At 37.2% G+C, this 15546-nt stretch carries 21 protein-coding genes; 15 read left to right on the forward strand and 6 right to left on the reverse strand.

The genetic code is table 11. The features are described from left to right. Positions 1–14: 14 nt before the first annotated feature. From BMX24_RS03340 to BMX24_RS21425, 3 genes are read right to left on the reverse strand one after another with little or no spacing between them, the layout of a single operon-like run. Positions 15–2279 carry a glycosyltransferase family 4 protein gene (locus BMX24_RS03340; RefSeq protein ID WP_228404663.1) on the reverse strand — a complete coding sequence of 755 codons (2265 nt, stop codon included), beginning with the start codon at positions 2277–2279 and terminating at the stop codon, positions 15–17. 17 nt (positions 2280–2296) lie between these two features. Then, positions 2297–3325, reverse strand: coding sequence for a glycoside hydrolase family 130 protein (locus tag BMX24_RS03345; RefSeq protein ID WP_089790656.1), 1029 nt, complete (start codon positions 3323–3325; stop codon positions 2297–2299). Further along, entirely contained in the window at positions 3326–3457 is a 132-nt protein-coding gene (locus BMX24_RS21425) for a hypothetical protein (protein ID WP_262485634.1), read from the reverse strand. A gap of 167 nt (positions 3458–3624) precedes the next feature. Here BMX24_RS21425 and BMX24_RS03350 point away from each other — a divergent pair, with 167 nt between their 5' ends. From BMX24_RS03350 to BMX24_RS03360, 3 genes are all read left to right on the forward strand, one after another. Continuing rightward, positions 3625–4185: a helix-turn-helix domain-containing protein gene (locus BMX24_RS03350; RefSeq protein ID WP_228404665.1), complete on the forward strand. Its 561-nt coding sequence runs from the start codon at positions 3625–3627 to the stop codon at positions 4183–4185. Positions 4186–4263: 78 nt separating this feature from the next. Beyond that, positions 4264–5055, forward strand: a complete 792-nt coding sequence (locus BMX24_RS03355) for a GLPGLI family protein (RefSeq protein ID WP_089790657.1) — start codon at positions 4264–4266, stop codon at positions 5053–5055. Positions 5056–5329: 274 nt separating this feature from the next. After that, complete coding sequence (locus BMX24_RS03360; protein WP_089790658.1) at positions 5330–6427, forward strand: calcium:cation antiporter; 1098 nt, start codon at positions 5330–5332, stop codon at positions 6425–6427. 15 nt (positions 6428–6442) lie between these two features. Here BMX24_RS03360 and BMX24_RS03365 read toward each other — a convergent pair whose 3' ends face one another. Next, positions 6443–7390: a beta-1,6-N-acetylglucosaminyltransferase gene (locus tag BMX24_RS03365; protein WP_089792717.1), complete on the reverse strand. Its 948-nt coding sequence runs from the start codon at positions 7388–7390 to the stop codon at positions 6443–6445. Between the two features lie 543 nt (positions 7391–7933). On the opposite strand from BMX24_RS03365, the gene BMX24_RS03370 reads away from it, so the two are divergent. Continuing rightward, the gene (locus BMX24_RS03370) at positions 7934–9070 is read left to right on the forward strand and encodes a DEAD/DEAH box helicase (RefSeq protein ID WP_089790659.1); all 1137 of its coding nucleotides are present in this window, start codon (positions 7934–7936) and stop codon (positions 9068–9070) included. Between the two features lie 173 nt (positions 9071–9243). Next, positions 9244–9438, forward strand: coding sequence for a cold-shock protein (locus BMX24_RS03375; RefSeq protein WP_089790660.1), 195 nt, complete (start codon positions 9244–9246; stop codon positions 9436–9438). 228 nt (positions 9439–9666) lie between these two features. On the opposite strand, the gene BMX24_RS03380 is transcribed toward BMX24_RS03375, so the two are convergent. Both BMX24_RS03380 and BMX24_RS03385 read right to left on the reverse strand, forming a co-directional pair. Next, positions 9667–10188: a hypothetical protein gene (locus BMX24_RS03380; protein ID WP_089790661.1), complete on the reverse strand. Its 522-nt coding sequence runs from the start codon at positions 10186–10188 to the stop codon at positions 9667–9669. Positions 10189–10212: 24 nt separating this feature from the next. Further along, on the reverse strand, positions 10213–10713 hold the full coding sequence (locus BMX24_RS03385) for a hypothetical protein (RefSeq protein ID WP_089790662.1): 501 nt from the start codon (positions 10711–10713) through the stop codon (positions 10213–10215). A 385-nt stretch (positions 10714–11098) separates the two neighbouring features. Here BMX24_RS03385 and BMX24_RS03390 point away from each other — a divergent pair, with 385 nt between their 5' ends. From BMX24_RS03390 to BMX24_RS03430, 10 genes are all read left to right on the forward strand, one after another. Beyond that, a complete protein-coding gene (locus BMX24_RS03390) occupies positions 11099–11314 on the forward strand; it encodes a RebB family R body protein (protein ID WP_047400697.1) in 216 nt (71 codons plus the stop codon). Between the two features lie 17 nt (positions 11315–11331). Then, positions 11332–11874 (forward strand): hypothetical protein, encoded by a 543-nt coding sequence (locus BMX24_RS03395; protein ID WP_089790663.1) that lies wholly within the window; start codon positions 11332–11334, stop codon positions 11872–11874. A gap of 44 nt (positions 11875–11918) precedes the next feature. Beyond that, entirely contained in the window at positions 11919–12107 is a 189-nt protein-coding gene (locus BMX24_RS20985) for a hypothetical protein (RefSeq protein WP_139176708.1), read from the forward strand. After that, complete coding sequence (locus BMX24_RS03400; RefSeq protein ID WP_089790664.1) at positions 12104–12916, forward strand: hypothetical protein; 813 nt, start codon at positions 12104–12106, stop codon at positions 12914–12916. Before BMX24_RS20985 ends, BMX24_RS03400 begins: the two co-directional genes overlap by 4 nt. Before the next feature lie 55 nt (positions 12917–12971). Further along, on the forward strand, positions 12972–13433 hold the full coding sequence (locus BMX24_RS03405) for a hypothetical protein (RefSeq protein ID WP_139176711.1): 462 nt from the start codon (positions 12972–12974) through the stop codon (positions 13431–13433). Positions 13434–13460: 27 nt separating this feature from the next. Continuing rightward, the gene (locus tag BMX24_RS03410) at positions 13461–13703 is read left to right on the forward strand and encodes a RebB family R body protein (protein WP_089790666.1); all 243 of its coding nucleotides are present in this window, start codon (positions 13461–13463) and stop codon (positions 13701–13703) included. 452 nt (positions 13704–14155) lie between these two features. Beyond that, entirely contained in the window at positions 14156–14425 is a 270-nt protein-coding gene (locus BMX24_RS03415) for a RebB family R body protein (RefSeq protein ID WP_089790667.1), read from the forward strand. An 85-nt stretch (positions 14426–14510) separates the two neighbouring features. Beyond that, on the forward strand, positions 14511–14774 hold the full coding sequence (locus BMX24_RS03420) for a RebB family R body protein (protein ID WP_089790668.1): 264 nt from the start codon (positions 14511–14513) through the stop codon (positions 14772–14774). A gap of 81 nt (positions 14775–14855) precedes the next feature. After that, positions 14856–15125: a RebB family R body protein gene (locus tag BMX24_RS03425; RefSeq protein ID WP_027381245.1), complete on the forward strand. Its 270-nt coding sequence runs from the start codon at positions 14856–14858 to the stop codon at positions 15123–15125. Between the two features lie 139 nt (positions 15126–15264). Further along, positions 15265–15531, forward strand: a complete 267-nt coding sequence (locus tag BMX24_RS03430; RefSeq protein WP_027381246.1) for a RebB family R body protein — start codon at positions 15265–15267, stop codon at positions 15529–15531. Positions 15532–15546: the final 15 nt, after the last annotated feature.

A 15546-nucleotide genomic window follows, 5' to 3' on the forward strand; every position in this document is an offset into this window, starting at 1 on the left:
TTATTTATTATTTTTTAAAAGCAATGTCTCGCCATCAGATAACTGACCGTAGATTCTGCGCCTTGGTTAAGGTTGATATTTTTTTCTTCAAGACCGTCATAACAGCCGCCGGTCACGGGATTATAAATTATTTGATTTAAATGATTTTTCCCCAAGAACCAGTTGAAGGAATTTCGCATCATCTTCAGGTATTTTTCATCATTAAAAACGTTGTAAAAAGTAGACAGCGCAAGAATAGTATAAGCAACATCGATGGGCTGTTCGCCGCCGGCTGAGGTATTTTTTTCGGTATTTTCTTTTTGCAACCAGCCTTTGTTTGAGATCACTTTTATATCATCTCCAACCATTATTTTAGAAAGTAAAAAACGGAAAGATTCGTGGGCGATTTGTTTATACATATCATCTTTGGCAGCAAGCCACGCGCAAAGTAAAGCTTCCGGTAGCAGGCTGTTTCCGTAGGTCATATAGCTTTCAAACCAATGCCAGTCTTCTTTTGCTTCGTGTTGGTACATTTTCACAAGACGGTCGGCCAGTTCTTTTAATAATGGAATATTACTTCCAGAATTTTGATAGTATAATCCTTTTATGATAAAAGCCATAGCTCTTGTGGAATGGGTTTTTTGTGCACAGATGAGGTTTTTTTGAATGATTTCTTCTGCGATTTCAGAAAATTCCAGAGGGAGAATTTCTTTTAGTGAAATTAAATATCCTAAAGACCAGATCGCTCTTCCATTTGAATCTTCGAGATTCACGTCATCATTCTGAGGGGTAAATTTTCTTTGTTCATCTACATAATTAAGGAAACTTCCGTCTTTCTGCTGGCAAAATGCAATGAAATTAAGGTAAATTGAAATAAGTTCAAGGTTAGATTCTTCCCTTCTCACTTCAAAATCTCTGCAAATCGCGATCATTGCCCTTGCATTATCATCCAGCGTATATCCCGAATCGATATCCGGTTTGCTGATTTTTGAAAACTGAATCATCCCGAAATCTGTTGTCATATTTTTGATATGGCCAAGATTGATATTGGGCAGGGTATAATGAAATTTTATTTTATCATCTCCAAATTTATCAAACAGCATAGAATGCAATATTGAAGAGTTTTCCCAGGCCGTCGGAGCCATTTTTTCTAAAGATTTTGAACGTAATTTTTCCCGCTTCGTTTCATTTTCCAACAAAGTGTTCACGGCAGCTGCCAATTGTTTGGGTGCTTCAAAATCAATGATGATTCCGGTGTCTTCTTTTAAAACTTCCAAAGCGTGGGGAATGGGCGTTGAAACAATAGGGCAGCCACAGCTGATGGCATAAGAAAAAGTACCGCTTACCGCCTGATTTCTGTCTTTTGAGGTGAAAAGATAGACGTCCGTAAGCTGGAGATATTCTAAAAGCTCATCCAAAGGCAGGTATTCGTTGATAAAACGGGTATGTCTTTCGAGGTGGTGCTTTTTAATGGTTTGATATAAAAATTCACGATACTCTTCACCTTCATTTTTTACGATGACGGGGTGTGTTTTTCCGAGAATTAAAAAAATGACATCGGGATTTCTAGAGATGATTTCCGGCAAGGCTTCCAATGTGGTTTCCAGGTTTTTTCCTGAGCCTAATAAGCCGAATGTGGAAAGCACTTTTTTGTCCTTGAGTCCGTATTTTTCTTTTAAAGAAATTTTATTGGTAAAAGGCAGCAAATGGGTTCCATGCGGAATCACAGTGATTTTATCGGCTGGAATATCATAATCAGTTGACAAAATCAATGCAGAAATTCCGGTCATCACAATAATGGATTTTGAAAATGCTGCAATTTCCTCTACTTTCTCTTTAAGTTCCTGATCCGGTTTTGGTAAAACGGTGTGAAAAGTAATGATAACATCTTTTTTTAAGTTTCTGAGAAAAAGAGGCAGTCCGTTTTTGGCTTCATTAAAAAATCCGAACTCATGCTGAAGCATTACGAGCCGGATATTGTTATTTTTATTGATCTGGTCGGCAATTTCAAGGTAAGAGACTGCGTCAGAGGTATTTAATCGATATTTAATATGTTCTTCGTACTGGTAGTTTTCTTCTTCTGTTTCCATCGGGCAAATGACGGGAGTAAATGATTCGCCGAATTTTGACTGAAGAGATTGGATGAGATCCTGTGTGTAGGTTGCAATTCCGCACACCTTAGGAGGAAAAGTACTGATAAAGACAATTTCAGGTTTACTATTTTTGACTATGTGTTTTTTGCTGTTTTCAGCTTGTCTTTTTGCTTTATCCTCCACGTCTGAATTTATATTTTTATTCATTTTTAATTTCATTTCGATTATACTACATCCCGCATCAGCTCTTTCAGTAACTTGGAAATACTCAATGAGGCCACTGCAATTCTTTCATCCGCAGCTCCGTAATAAATATACAGAGTGTCGTTCTTTACCACCGTGCCGGTCGGGAAGCAGACATTGTTCACTTCTCCTTTCAGTTCCCATTTTTCTTCCGGTTTGAAGAGCGGATAAGAAAGCCTTGTGATTTCTTTTTCAGGATTATTAAGCTCCAATAAAGCAGCGCAAGCGCCATATACATAACCATCGATGGTATCATGAACACCATGATAGATCATCAGCCAGCCGTATTCCGTTTCTATGGGCGGACATCCGCCTCCGATATAGCTTATTTCGTGATCGTGCTTTGGAGATAAAAGAACGTGATCCTTAAAATGTAAAAAGTAATCTTTCCAGAAATCAGGAGTCAGGTCTTCGATGTTTTCGACACTTGCGATTTGAATATCGGGTCTTATGCGGTGCAGGAAATACAGTTTTCCGTTGATTCTTCTCGGGAAAAAAATAAGATTCTTATCCCAGAGAAATATGTCTTCATCAGTATTATGATTAAGCTGGAACTGGTTGTACCGCTGATATTTTTCAGGGATTAAACTTTCTGATTCTGACAGCAGTTTAAATTCATCATAAGGGATTTTCGGAACAACAATTCCTGTTTTTTTCCATGATTTCAGGTCTTGGGAAGTTGCTAATGTGCCTAATGCATTGATGCCGTCGTAGCTGGTATAGGTGAGATAAAATGTATCATCTATTTTTACGATCCGGGGATCTTCTATGCCGTGTTTTTCGTGTTCGAATTCCGGAATGATGATCGGGATATCAGACCGTTTTTCTACCGTAAGCGGATCTGATAATAAACAATATCCGACACTTGAAAAATTGCCTTTGGCTACTGCCCGGTAAAATATATGTATTTTTCCGTTTTCGGAGATCACCGCAGGATTCAAGACTCCTTCACATTCAAAACTTAATTCGGTTTTTTTAAGTATAATTCCTTCTTTTTTTATTAATACCATCTAGGTGCTCGCGTTTCGGCTTTCGTTTTCTTTATCTATTCTTTTGTTTATCTTGTCTTCCCGCTTCTCTTTTGCCGATTTTAGGGGCGGTGTTTTGTCAGATTTTTTCTTCGAGTCTTTTTCTTTTGACATTTTACTTCTTTTTTATTCTATGTAAAGATCATCTATTGAAAAGGGAAAGCTTTGTAATAGTCTTTCAATTTGTTACATAAATCATAGATATTCTGATTGTAAAGGAGTAACTTTGATGGAGAAGCTGTTAGTGCATTGATTAGCAAGCTGTAAATAATGTAAGGAGTATGAAGTTGTATATAAAATATATGGTAAGCCTGCGCTGCAAAATGGTCGTTCAGCAGGAATTGGAAAAGCTGAAGATCAGAAATGCGGTGGTAGAGCTTGGTCTGGTGGAGATCTTAGACGATATCAGCCCCGAGCAGAGAAATCTGCTGAAAAAAAACCTCCTGAAAACAGGACTTGAACTATTAGACGATAAAAAAAGCATCCTGATAGAAAAAATAAAAAATGCAGTGATAGAAATGATCCATTATTGTGAGTCGTTGCCAAAGGAAAATTTTTCAGATTATATCAGTGAAAAGCTCGGCTATGATTATACTTATCTTGCCAACACGTTTTCTGAAGTAAAGGGAATGACGCTACAGCATTTTATCATCATTAATAAAGTGGAAAAAGTAAAGGAACTTTTGTTGTATGACGAGCTTAATCTTACGGAAATTTCATATAAACTCAATTATAGCAGTGTAGCACATCTATCGAATCAGTTTAAAAAAATCACCGGACTTTCACCTTCATTTTATAAACAATTAAAGCAAAAACGATTCAGGAATTTGGAAGATTTGTGAAATTCTGATAAAAGATTTAAATTAAAATTTTAAATACATCAGAATAATCTCAAAATCCAAAAGTCGTAAATTTAAATCATGCGAAAACCTATTTTAATAATTTGTTTAATTTTATCTAAGCTTCTTTTTTCCCAAGAACCTGAATACTCTGATATAAAGTGCAATTATCTCACTACATTTTTAACTGATACTACCGATGTAAATACAAAAAGAGAGGAACTAACAGGGTTATGGATAGGAAAAAATTCTTCAATTTTTAAAAGTGATCAAAAGGCGAAATATGATTCATTAACAAAAGAATCAGTTAAAAAGAGTATTGCAAATCCGGTTAACGGAAAAATTATAATAGATTTTTCTCGTATTCCAAGAGCTCACTTTATTCCAGAAGTTTTTAAAATTGGGGAAAAATTGGAGGTTTATGACAAAATTTTAGGAGTTTACTATAAATTTGAAACTGATCAAAAGATTAAATGGACTTTAGTTAATGAAACTAAAAAAATCAGTACTTACACGTGCAGAAAAGCAGTTGGGAAATATCGCAATAAAAATATTATAGCATGGTATACAGAAGAAATTCCTATTTCAGAAGGGCCTTATACTTTTAAAGGATTACCCGGATTGGTGATTGAAGCATACGATGAAAAAGATTTTTTTCATTTCACATTAGTAAGGCTAAAAAATTTAAGTGAGATTATTGCTCCTATCAGAAATATGGTAAGTACAGACTATCAAGGATTTATTAAAAAAAGAAATGATTTCCAAAAAGACCCTGCGGGAGCATATTTTGCTGCAACGGGTAACCAGGTTCCAAAAGATGATGTTGAAAGGGTGACAAAGTTGCACAGAAAGTATAATAATCATTTAGATTAAGATTTAAAGTTTTAGGTGATTTTAAGGCAAAATATAGGTGACATCTTTGTAGATGCCTCAGAATAACTTATCACTTGTTGCCGGAATCATAATGTTTAATGCCCAATAAATACCTGATAATTTGTATCTTAGTAGAATATTGTGTGAAACTGCCCATTTTAGTTTAAGTTCTAGTGCCATTCACTTCGCTTATTCAAATGTATTACGACTGATAATTCTTCTGAAATTCTGATATTTTGCTGGCGGACTTACAAAAATTATTAATTCCGTTTTTATGAAGAAAAAAAATTATATAGGAATGTGGACGTATTTAGTTCCCATTTTCGCCTGGCTCAGTTATTTCGGAAACTCTCTTTTTTCCTCGGGATATTATTCTGTTATTTTGGCTTTATTCCTGATGGGAAGTGTTCTTGCAGCGGTTTATCATTCCGAAGTTATTGCGCATCGTCTGGGTGAGCCTTTCGGAACTTTACTTCTGGCATTTGCCATTACGGTTATTGAAGTCGGGCTAATTATTTCCATTATGATGGGAGCCAAAGGATTGGAAACCATTACCCTGGCCAGAGATACGGTTTTTGCGGCGGTGATGATTATCCTCAACGGAATTATCGGAACCTGCATCATCATGGGTTCTCTCAGGTACAGAGAGCAAAGTTTTACCCTGCAGGGAGTAAGTACGGCACTCATTACCCTTACTTCCGTGGTTATTTTCGTTCTTATCCTGCCCAATTACACGGTAAGCCATCTGGGCGGGGAATATACTTCGTTTCAATTGCTTTTTATCGCGGTGATTTGCTTAGGGCTTTATTTGGGATTTACCATGATGCAGACGCTCAGACACCGGAGTTTCTTCATTTCTCCAAAAGATAAATTATCGGAAAAAATATTAACCAAAAAAGATCCTGAAAAACTTTCCAAAAAAGAACTGTACATCAGGTGTCTGCTTTTGGTTTTGTGTTTAGGAATAGTAGTTTTGCTGGCGAAGCTTTTGTCAAAAGATGTTGAACATATTGTAGTTTCTGCAGGTGCTCCAAAATCTTTGGTAGGGATCATTATTGCGGGTATTGTTCTTCTTCCTGAAGGGCTTGCTGCATTGAGGGCTGCAAAAGTCGATCAGATCCAGACTTCCCTGAATCTGGCTTTCGGTTCTGCTTTGGCAAGTATCGGACTGAGTATTCCTGCCATCGCCATTATTTCTGTCATCACCGGAATTCGAATGTCTTTGGGAATCGATATCAAATCTACGATATTGTTGGGGCTGTCACTTTTCATTATTACCGTTTCGCTCGCAACCGGTCGTACTAATATTATGCAGGGTGTTGTGCTTATCGGTATATTTTTAATCTATCTTTTCATCACCATTGTACCATAAAGAGAGGTTTTATAATCAGTTATTTTGATCATCATTTCTTTTGAGTTCCCTTTCGATTTCATTGATTTCCTGTAAGGGGAGGAGATAGCTTTCTTTTATATAATTAAGAATTTTTTCGTCCGTACTGTCATTTATTTTCCGGATAAAAAGATAGTTGCTGGATTTTAGAGATTCAATGAATGTCTCAACATTTTGTTTTTTATTAAAAAAAGTCTTTTCGATGATGGCTCTCTTATCATCATTTACAATAACGTCATTAAAGGCGGTATTCATTAAAACAGTCTGAAAAAAAGATTCAGCGGGCAAAAGGGTATGAAGGTAATAATCTTCAAAATCCATCACCCGTTTATTATTGGTCATGAAAATACAGGTTTCCCTCGTGAGTACAAACCATTTCCCACCAATGTAGGGCGTGACACCAAGCATAAATTTTCTTTTATAAATCATGGAAGAAACCTTATGGGTAAGCTCCGTAAAATGATTTTGTATTCTCTGAAGGGTATCCGGTCTGTAAAACTTCTGGTCGTAATAGAAAATATAATTCCGGCCATTATTCACCGTAAGAAACTCGCGGATGATCTGCTGTGATTTCAGGGGATAATCTTCTCCACTCAGATTGATAAAATAATCCCATTCACCTGCTATATTTAGCAAAAACTCCATTGCATCGAGCTCTGCCTGGATCATGCTGAATCCTCCGGCGACAATATTTATGCTTTCCAAAATATAAACATTGGGAAATTGGGAAATATAAAGTTGGATCTCTTCGGTCACTTCCTCCTCAGCTTTGCGATCGATATGGATAAGGTAAAACTGGTCTTTGGAATAGATTTTCTGAAACATCGCCCTGAATACCTCCGGTTTATGGTGGATCATAATGAAGTAGGCAATTCTCACATGCTGATCCGGTTGCGATTTTGAAGGTTTCAGATAAGGTTTTGGGGTAAAAGCAGGGGTTTGCATCTGTTCGTAATTTAAAAAATCATCGGCATTTTGCAAACAATTCGGTTTATGTGCGAAATCTACAAATATATTTCTGATAATCAATTAATTAAATTTGCGGTTATTCGGTTTATTTATTGTATATTTGCATTGCATTTATAAAAACAGGTTTCTGCCTTTGCTATTCTGTAATAAGTTTAAAATCATTTTTTTCTTTCAGTTTTGCTTTATCAGCTGCCATTTTAAGCTTAATTATTATAATGAATATGGGCAGTTTGATTTCCGGAAAAGGAAAATAACACCTGAGACCATCTCCTGATAAACATTTTAATTTCTAAAGATAATGTAAATCATACGGATAAGATTTTTATTCTATGATGATAAAGATACGCATTGCAAAGCTCAACATTGTATTTTCGGACCGAATATGTTTTGTCACAGTTGAAGCAAAAGTGAAATAAGATAAATAATGATTTCCTTTTTCATTGTTTTAAAAAAAAGCATCAATTCAAATCCCCAAAAAGGATTTTGTCACAAAAAAACCGGAATTCCGGAATATTTACAATGAGTTTTAAAAATTTAAATTTAATCAATCCTATCATTCGCGCAGTTACTGAAGCAGGATATTCCAAACCTACGGAGATACAATATACGGCAATCCCGCATATTCTGGAGGGGAAAGATATCATCGGATGCGCCCAGACAGGAACAGGAAAAACGGCTGCATTTGCCATGCCTGTTCTGCAATTACTGAAAAAACACACTCCCGACCATAAAGAAATAAGAACTTTAATATTAACACCTACCCGTGAACTGGCGGTACAGATAGAAGAAAACTTCAAAGTGTACAGCAAATATCTACCATTATCACAGCTTTCCATTTTTGGAGGAGTTTCGATAGGAGGTCAGCTGGCTGCCCTTAGAAAAAGAGTAGATATTCTTATTGCTACGCCGGGAAGACTTTTGGATCTGGTGAACCAGAGACATATTGATCTTTCTAAAATTGAAATATTGATCCTGGATGAAGCCGACAGAATGCTTGATATGGGATTCATCAATGACGTGAAAAAAGTGTTAAAACTAATTCCACAGAAAAGACAAACTTTGTTTTTTTCTGCAACGATGCCTTCAGATATCAGAAGTTTTGCCTACACCATGCTGAATAATCCGGTGGAGATCAATGTCACTCCGGTGTCATCAACAGCAAAAACAATTCAGCAGTCGGTATATTTTGTTGAAAAAAAAGATAAAACAGATTTGCTGATCAATATCCTGCAGGATGAAAGTATTTTACGCTCGCTCGTTTTTACCCGTACCAAACACGGAGCCAATAAGTTGGTAAAACAACTGGAAGACACAGGAATTTTCGCAGCCGCAATCCACGGAAACAAATCCCAGGTTGCAAGACAAAAGGCGCTGGAGGATTTTAAAAGCAGCAAAATCCGCGTTTTGGTAGCAACAGATATTGCCGCAAGAGGAATAGATATCGATGAGCTTCCTTATGTGGTCAACTACGAGCTTCCCAATATTCCTGAAACCTATGTACACCGAATCGGAAGAACCGGAAGAGCAGGTACGGAAGGAAATGCAATTTCATTTTGCGATCATGAGGAACGTTCTGACCTTAAAAACATACAAAAACTGATAGGATTTTCGATGCCGGTAATACAGCAGCATAAGACATTCCAATATCAGAATTAATTCAAGATATTTTCCGGATTTCCTTTAAAAAATTAAGTCAGGGAAAAAGAAAAAGCACAAAGGTGGAAAGAAAGAATAAACAAATGATTTACGTGAAAACGGAAGAAAATTAAAAGATTTTTCCGCCATTATCGTAAGTCTCAATACTAATACAATTTTTAATAATCATTACAATGCAACAAGGCACAGTAAAATTTTTCAATGAAGCAAAAGGCTTCGGATTCATCACTCCTGCAGACGGAGAGAAAGATATTTTTGTACATTCTTCGGGATTAAGTACCAGATCGATTCAAGAGAACGACAAAGTAACTTTTGAAGTACAAAAAGGCGAAAAAGGTTTAAACGCGGTAAACGTAAAGTTAGCTTAATTTAAATCCACTAACATATAATTAATCAGATACAATCTGAATATATTGTTTGAAAGACGTTCATATACGATATAATTAATTTTTATTTTATATAAATGTTCATCAACCTCTCGCTTTATGTGAGAGGTTTTTTTTATATCAAAGATTAATATTTTTTTCAAAAAAATTACCGCATCTGCTTTATACAGTGCGGCAATACAAGAAAATAGAATAATATGGGATAAAATGTTAACCTAATAATCTGTAGATCGGGCCTCCAATTCTTCTTGCAAGTGTGGTGAGGTATCCTCTCGTACGGGTTCCTCCCAGAATAGCTCTCTGTAAGGCAATTTCAATTTCCTCATCCGTTGCATACCCCGGAACCAATGCTATACTATTAATATTCCTTGCAATAATATCATCGATATTGCTGTGTCCTTCTCTTAAAAATCGGGAGAAAAATCTTCCCAAAAAAGTAAGTTTTGCACGGGTATCATCTTGTCTGTCATTCCTTATTTCAGTCATCTGGCGCAATGTTTCCAATTGGTCTTCAATATTGATGGCTGCATTATTTCCCGGGCTTAAAATTCCCCCGGTGAGCAAAAAATCTGCGCTTTGATCAGCTTTCACGACATAGTTCTTATATCTTTGGTATAAGTCATGAATAAACAATCCGGAACCGAAAAGTGCGGTTATTCCTAATGCGGCCAGCACATTCGTTAATGTCAATGAAGCGCCGGCTGTTTCTAAAAGTTGTCTGTAATTTGGCATGTGATAAAATTTTTAAAAATTAAATTAATTACGAGAAAAAAAGGTTTCTCTGATTTTAGCCAGAAGTTCTTGTATAACGGCACGCGGCACTGGATACATCCAGGCTCCGATACAAATGACAACATTATCTGGTAAAGTCGCTCCCTTACCTTGATGAAGTATCCAGTAGTTTTGATCGATGACACCAAACCGTCTGTTATTTTTAAAATTTCTTGGACTGTCCAGAATTTCCACAGCATACGGCAGGCCAAATTCTCTTCCAACTTTTTGTTGACCAAGATCCCTGAATATAATGTAAATAAAAATTGTTGCTGCATGTACTCCAAAACCTACCTTATCTGGTGTATAGTGACTTGTTGAGACCACTGCCTTCAGTCTTCCGTCAGGAGCTACCTTATCAGGATTTTTTAATGCAGAGGTTACTTGTTGGTAATTTTTACTAAACCAGGGAATGCTCACAAAACCTCTGGTCTGAACACTTATCAATTGAGCACTTCCTGCAAGGCGTAAATAATGTTTAATCATAGTTATAAATTATTTTAAAGAATAAATGGGTTCCTTCTGATATTGTATAATAGAAGTATCACAAATTTCCACCGAAAGATCTTTGCAGCATAGAGGGAAAATCCCCATTTTCTGAAATTGGGGGCTTACCCTTACAGTAAAAAACGAAAGCACATTGTAGGTAAAATTTCACCATTGGGAGAATTCCCTTATTTTCTAAAATTCAGTTTTTTCCCTGAATGTTGAATTGTTTTGATTCGAGAAATTTGTATCAGACAAAAGAGATAACGAAATCTATTGTTCGGGTCAGATTTTAAATGCTATGAAATATTGACTTGAGAATTGAAAGGCGTCTTTGAGAATAAGATGTCTAAAATTAAAAATAATAACCAATTAAACAAAATATATGGCAGATACAGTAAACAATCAGACTACAGATGCAGTTACGCAGACCAATGTTACCGTGCTTGGCGAATCTCCGGCACAGGCTATGAGTATGCTCTATCAGATGGCCACGCACGCCAGCGGAATTTCCATTCAGAACTCGGTGACCAATCAGCAGAACCTGAATCAGCTCAACCCCGCGATTGTTGCCGATGCCATTAAAATTTTAAAAGGATAACCTAAAATTTTACCACAATGGATGAGAACAACAGTGAAGCAAAGGAAACGAAGGCAGTAGCCACGACTCCGGCAGAAAAAGCGGTAGAATTTGTAAACGCCGAAGTGCTGTCACCGCCAACAGCCTCTCCGATGGGCGGAGTTGCAAAAGTAATGATAGAGCAGTCAGCAGGAATGATGGTTCAGGATTTACAGTCCTTTTTAAAAGGTTTTGAACAGGTGGGACTTATTGCATTGAGCCGATTGGCCAATAATTTACTGACCTACGGATCACCGAGTGGACCGAAAAGTAAAAAAAATAAGGACGGAAATGGTAGCAGTAATGGCGGAGATAAATCCATTGAAGAAGATCAGGAATTCGGCGCAGGGAATGGAAATAATGAAATGATGCGGGAATTATTTAAAATCGTAAGCGATTATGCCGAAGCGAAGACCAAAATTTCCGGTGCCATCTATAATCCCAGTATTCTTTATCCGGCAGATCCCAGCGGAACGCAAAATCCTCCCCCTTATACCGATTTTTCTGCTGTAGCTGAGGATCCCGAAAAAAAAAACGAGTAGCCGAACCGGCTAAGGAAGAAATTCCGGAAAACAAAGATGATAGTGTGAAAAAAAACTTTATCTCGGCTGATAATGGGGGAAAATTGGTATTAAAATCAGTCAAACTAACAGAGCCACTCGTAAAACCTGAAATAAAAGAAGCGGTAATTCCTGCAGAAGTACATACCAGCGAATCATCGAAAAAATCAATATTAACAAAACTAATCGATCAATTAAAAAAAATTAGAAGATGAATTATTCAAACGAAACAAAACCTGCGAAAATTTTAAATTTACGTTCATTAAAGGAAATCAACGAAAGCCTTTATCTGGAAAGAAATAGCGATAATGCCTATTTCAGTGCCAAAAAACCGGAAAATAACAGCGACCGTGCCGTATTCAGCCTGGCAACATCCGATATTAATATACAGCCGCTCGTAAGACAGGTAATCTGTACCAATAAAGGAAAGAGATACAACAATTATCAGTCGTTTGTGGTAGAACCAAAGGATAAATCTATGGGCATTGCGATCATCATGCTCAAGCTGGAAGAGCATCAGACGTTCTTCTGTAATGTGAGGATTCTTCCGCTGAATACGCTGAGTGATATTGCAGAACCGGAAATTGACTCAAAACTTCTTACCGTAAACCTTGAAAAATCAAAATGTGTCCTGAAAACAGATATTACCATCACGGCATCCAATACCGGGGAAGCTATGTATTCCGTGCACGATGTGGATGTAAATGGAATTTCTGATCTCGTTACCCCAAGTGAAATTGTGGAATTAAAAAGAGAACTTGAATTCCAGGGATCTAAATTAATTGCCCATTATTTCCAGGAAATCCTAAGTATTGTAGTAAACGAAAATCCTTCGAATACCGGCAAATTACCCGTAATCCCGGATGAATATATTCTTAACCTTCCTCCGGATCAGTTGAAAGAAATGATTTCAGCAAATGCTATTTCGGGCTGTATTGCGATAGAAATCATAGGAAGCAATGTGATCCAGGATCTCAACCGTGACTGGACTGCAGCGGGAGCTTTTATAGGCTATCTGATATAGGTCCGTCTTTTTTTGAAGAACAATCTTCAATTATTAATCTTTAAAAACAAAATCTATGCGCAGACCCATACATCAACGGGTGAAACCTCCTGTTCCTGTTGTTCCGGATCCGGAACCGATAATGAAAGAGTTGCTGGCGGCAGAAGATGCCATCCTGGAAGCAGATGATGAATTGATAGATGAAGAGAATACCATCCTGGATCAGGAAGATGTCATGCCGTTTGTTATCACCCATGAAGATGAAATCATCAATTATATCAAAGACAAAGCAACGAAGGAAACCCTCAAATCTTTAGCCCCTTTACTCGAAAAACTGGAAGAAGCCGTGAAACAGCAGCAAGCTTATCAGCAGGTGACTCCGGTGGCCGCAACAGCAGCTAGCCCGATTCCGTTGAGCTACGAAGATCAGCTGAAAAAGCTTCAGGAAGCTTCCAAAGGAAAAATAAAAGAGAAAGAACTGAAGATCGCAGAAAGAATGAACAAGCTGCAAGCAAGATTTGCCAATATCCGTAAATAATATCTTTAACCCAAAAAATTAATAGTTATGATACACAATCAGAATCACATCAACACAGAAGTTGTAGGGATGGCTCCCACAGTGCCCACCGCAATTTCTATGCAGGTAAATGCCCACTCCACAGGATTAATGTATGAGCAATCCGTACTGAATCAGCACAGAGATTCGTTGATCGGCTTGAGCAATTCTGTGATGGGGATTAAAAAAATTGGCTCCAAGAAACTGAAAAAAGAATTGATGATGTTGAGAAAAAGCCGTTTTGATTTTTAATTTTCAGCGGTAGCCAACTACGGATGCGGCACACTTCCCTGCAGAGACAAAAGCCGGTGCCCTCAGCATATACATTTAGGTCAACATTTTTTTTGCATCGTCTTTTAGATGCTGTGAATGCACAATTAATTTTTTAGAAATGCGTTCTTCAGCCCACGGTAATATTTACAGCATACCTGCAGAAGGAATTGATTTTAATGAATAGTAAAAAATCTTCGCCGCATCCTTTATGTAAACCATCCTTTAAGCTCCCGCAGATGATACGGGTCACGATTTTCAACCATTGTACCAAGAGTCACACTTACGATCCAATATCAATTTATTAGCCTGAAACAGTGCTTTTAAATCTTGTCAGCGTACCGTCTGCGGAGATTAAATCAATATAAAAACTAGTTTAACAATCAAATAATTTATTAACCGAGAGTAAATCTCAAAAAAAACCAATTACAATTATGGCAACAACAGTGAATCCACAAATTACAGATGCAGTAACACAATCAAACGTAAAAGTGGTAGGCGAAGCTCCTGCAATGGCTTTAGGCAACGTTTATCAGACGGCTGCACATTCAACAGGTATCATGTTTGAAAATGCAGTGAACACTCAGAATCAACAAAACATTTTAGGACAGGCAGCGACTACTCAGGGAGTAATGCAGATCTACAGCATGGATACCGTAGCAGACGCTATTTCTATTGCTAAAATGCTGAATCCTAATACTTAAAAAAATCTTTCTCTGAACTAAAAAACAGAAAAGTAATGGCCGGAAAGCCCGGTTGTTTTTTAAACTTAATAATTAATAATCATTTATGGCAACAGTAGTTAATGAACAAATTACAGATGCGGTAACTCAGACCAACGTGAAGGTAGTGGCAGAATCTCCGGCGATGGCTTTAGGGAATGTTTATCAGACGGCGGCCCATTCTACGGGAATCATGTTTGAAAACGCGGTGAATATCCAAAACCAGCAAAACATCCTTACCCATGCGGCAACTACGCAGGGAACCATGCAGATCTACAGCGTAGATACCATCTCGGATGCACTTTCTATCGCTAAAATGCTGAATCCTTAAATTCATTTCTAAATAATATAAAAAATAAACCATACAGTCGGAAAATCCGGTTGTTTTTAAACCCAAATAAACAAAATCATTATGGCAACAGTAGTTAATGAACAAATCACAGACGCAGTAACGCAGTCGAACGTAAAAGTGGTAGCAGAAGCTCCGGCAATTGCTTTAGGTAACGTTTACCAGACAGCAGCGCACTCAACAGGTATCATGTTTGAAAATGCGGTGAATACGCAAAACCAACAGAATATTTTAGGTCAGGCAGCCACCACTCAAGGGGTAATGCAGATCTATAGCCTGGATACGGTAGCAGATGCAATTTCTATCGCTAGAATGCTGAATCCTAATTCATAATCCGGCATTTTACTTTAGAACAAAATAATTTCAGCAACCGGAGCTGTTTTCCGGTTGTTTTTTAAAATCAAATCAACAAGTATACAATAACCATGACCGGAAAAACCGGTTATCCAAACTTTAATAAACAATTACAATTATGGCAACAGTAGTTAATGAACAAATTACAGACGCAGTTACACAGACCAACGTAAAAGTAGTGGCAGAAGCTCCTGCAATCGCTTTAGGCAACGTGTATCAAACCGCTGCACATTCGACAGGAATTATGTTTGAAAATGCAGTAAATAATCAAAATCAGCAAAATATTTTAGGTCAGGCAGCCACTACTCAGGGTGTAATGCAGATCTACAGCCTGGATACGGTAGCAGATGCAATTTCTATTGCACAAATGCTGAATCCTTCTTAATTCTCAGTGTGTTTT

The organism is Chryseobacterium wanjuense, assembly GCF_900111495.1.
Classification (GTDB): Bacteria; Bacteroidota; Bacteroidia; order Flavobacteriales; family Weeksellaceae; genus Chryseobacterium; species Chryseobacterium wanjuense.

Bases quoted from the DNA above. Each gene is read 5' to 3' on its own strand.
- BMX24_RS03380 (WP_089790661.1), bottom strand. From the start codon at position 10,188: ATGCCAAATTACAGACAACTTTTAGAAACAGCCGGCGCTTCATTGACA.
- BMX24_RS03360 (WP_089790658.1), top strand. From the start codon at position 5,330: ATGAAGAAAAAAAATTATATAGGAATGTGGACGTATTTAGTTCCCATT.
- BMX24_RS03345 (WP_089790656.1), bottom strand. From the start codon at position 3,325: ATGGTATTAATAAAAAAAGAAGGAATTATACTTAAAAAAACCGAATTA.
- BMX24_RS03375 (WP_089790660.1), top strand. From the start codon at position 9,244: ATGCAACAAGGCACAGTAAAATTTTTCAATGAAGCAAAAGGCTTCGGA.
- BMX24_RS21425 (WP_262485634.1), bottom strand. From the start codon at position 3,457: ATGTCAAAAGAAAAAGACTCGAAGAAAAAATCTGACAAAACACCGCCC.
- BMX24_RS03425 (WP_027381245.1), top strand. From the start codon at position 14,856: ATGGCAACAGTAGTTAATGAACAAATCACAGACGCAGTAACGCAGTCG.
- BMX24_RS03340 (WP_228404663.1), bottom strand. From the start codon at position 2,279: ATGAATAAAAATATAAATTCAGACGTGGAGGATAAAGCAAAAAGACAA.
- BMX24_RS03430 (WP_027381246.1), top strand. From the start codon at position 15,265: ATGGCAACAGTAGTTAATGAACAAATTACAGACGCAGTTACACAGACC.
- BMX24_RS03395 (WP_089790663.1), top strand. From the start codon at position 11,332: ATGGATGAGAACAACAGTGAAGCAAAGGAAACGAAGGCAGTAGCCACG.
- BMX24_RS03410 (WP_089790666.1), top strand. From the start codon at position 13,461: ATGATACACAATCAGAATCACATCAACACAGAAGTTGTAGGGATGGCT.
- BMX24_RS03350 (WP_228404665.1), top strand. From the start codon at position 3,625: ATGAAGTTGTATATAAAATATATGGTAAGCCTGCGCTGCAAAATGGTC.
- BMX24_RS03355 (WP_089790657.1), top strand. From the start codon at position 4,264: ATGCGAAAACCTATTTTAATAATTTGTTTAATTTTATCTAAGCTTCTT.
- BMX24_RS03420 (WP_089790668.1), top strand. From the start codon at position 14,511: ATGGCAACAGTAGTTAATGAACAAATTACAGATGCGGTAACTCAGACC.
- BMX24_RS03405 (WP_139176711.1), top strand. From the start codon at position 12,972: ATGCGCAGACCCATACATCAACGGGTGAAACCTCCTGTTCCTGTTGTT.
- BMX24_RS03385 (WP_089790662.1), bottom strand. From the start codon at position 10,713: ATGATTAAACATTATTTACGCCTTGCAGGAAGTGCTCAATTGATAAGT.
- BMX24_RS03415 (WP_089790667.1), top strand. From the start codon at position 14,156: ATGGCAACAACAGTGAATCCACAAATTACAGATGCAGTAACACAATCA.
- BMX24_RS03400 (WP_089790664.1), top strand. From the start codon at position 12,104: ATGAATTATTCAAACGAAACAAAACCTGCGAAAATTTTAAATTTACGT.
- BMX24_RS03365 (WP_089792717.1), bottom strand. From the start codon at position 7,390: ATGCAAACCCCTGCTTTTACCCCAAAACCTTATCTGAAACCTTCAAAA.
- BMX24_RS03370 (WP_089790659.1), top strand. From the start codon at position 7,934: ATGAGTTTTAAAAATTTAAATTTAATCAATCCTATCATTCGCGCAGTT.
- BMX24_RS03390 (WP_047400697.1), top strand. From the start codon at position 11,099: ATGGCAGATACAGTAAACAATCAGACTACAGATGCAGTTACGCAGACC.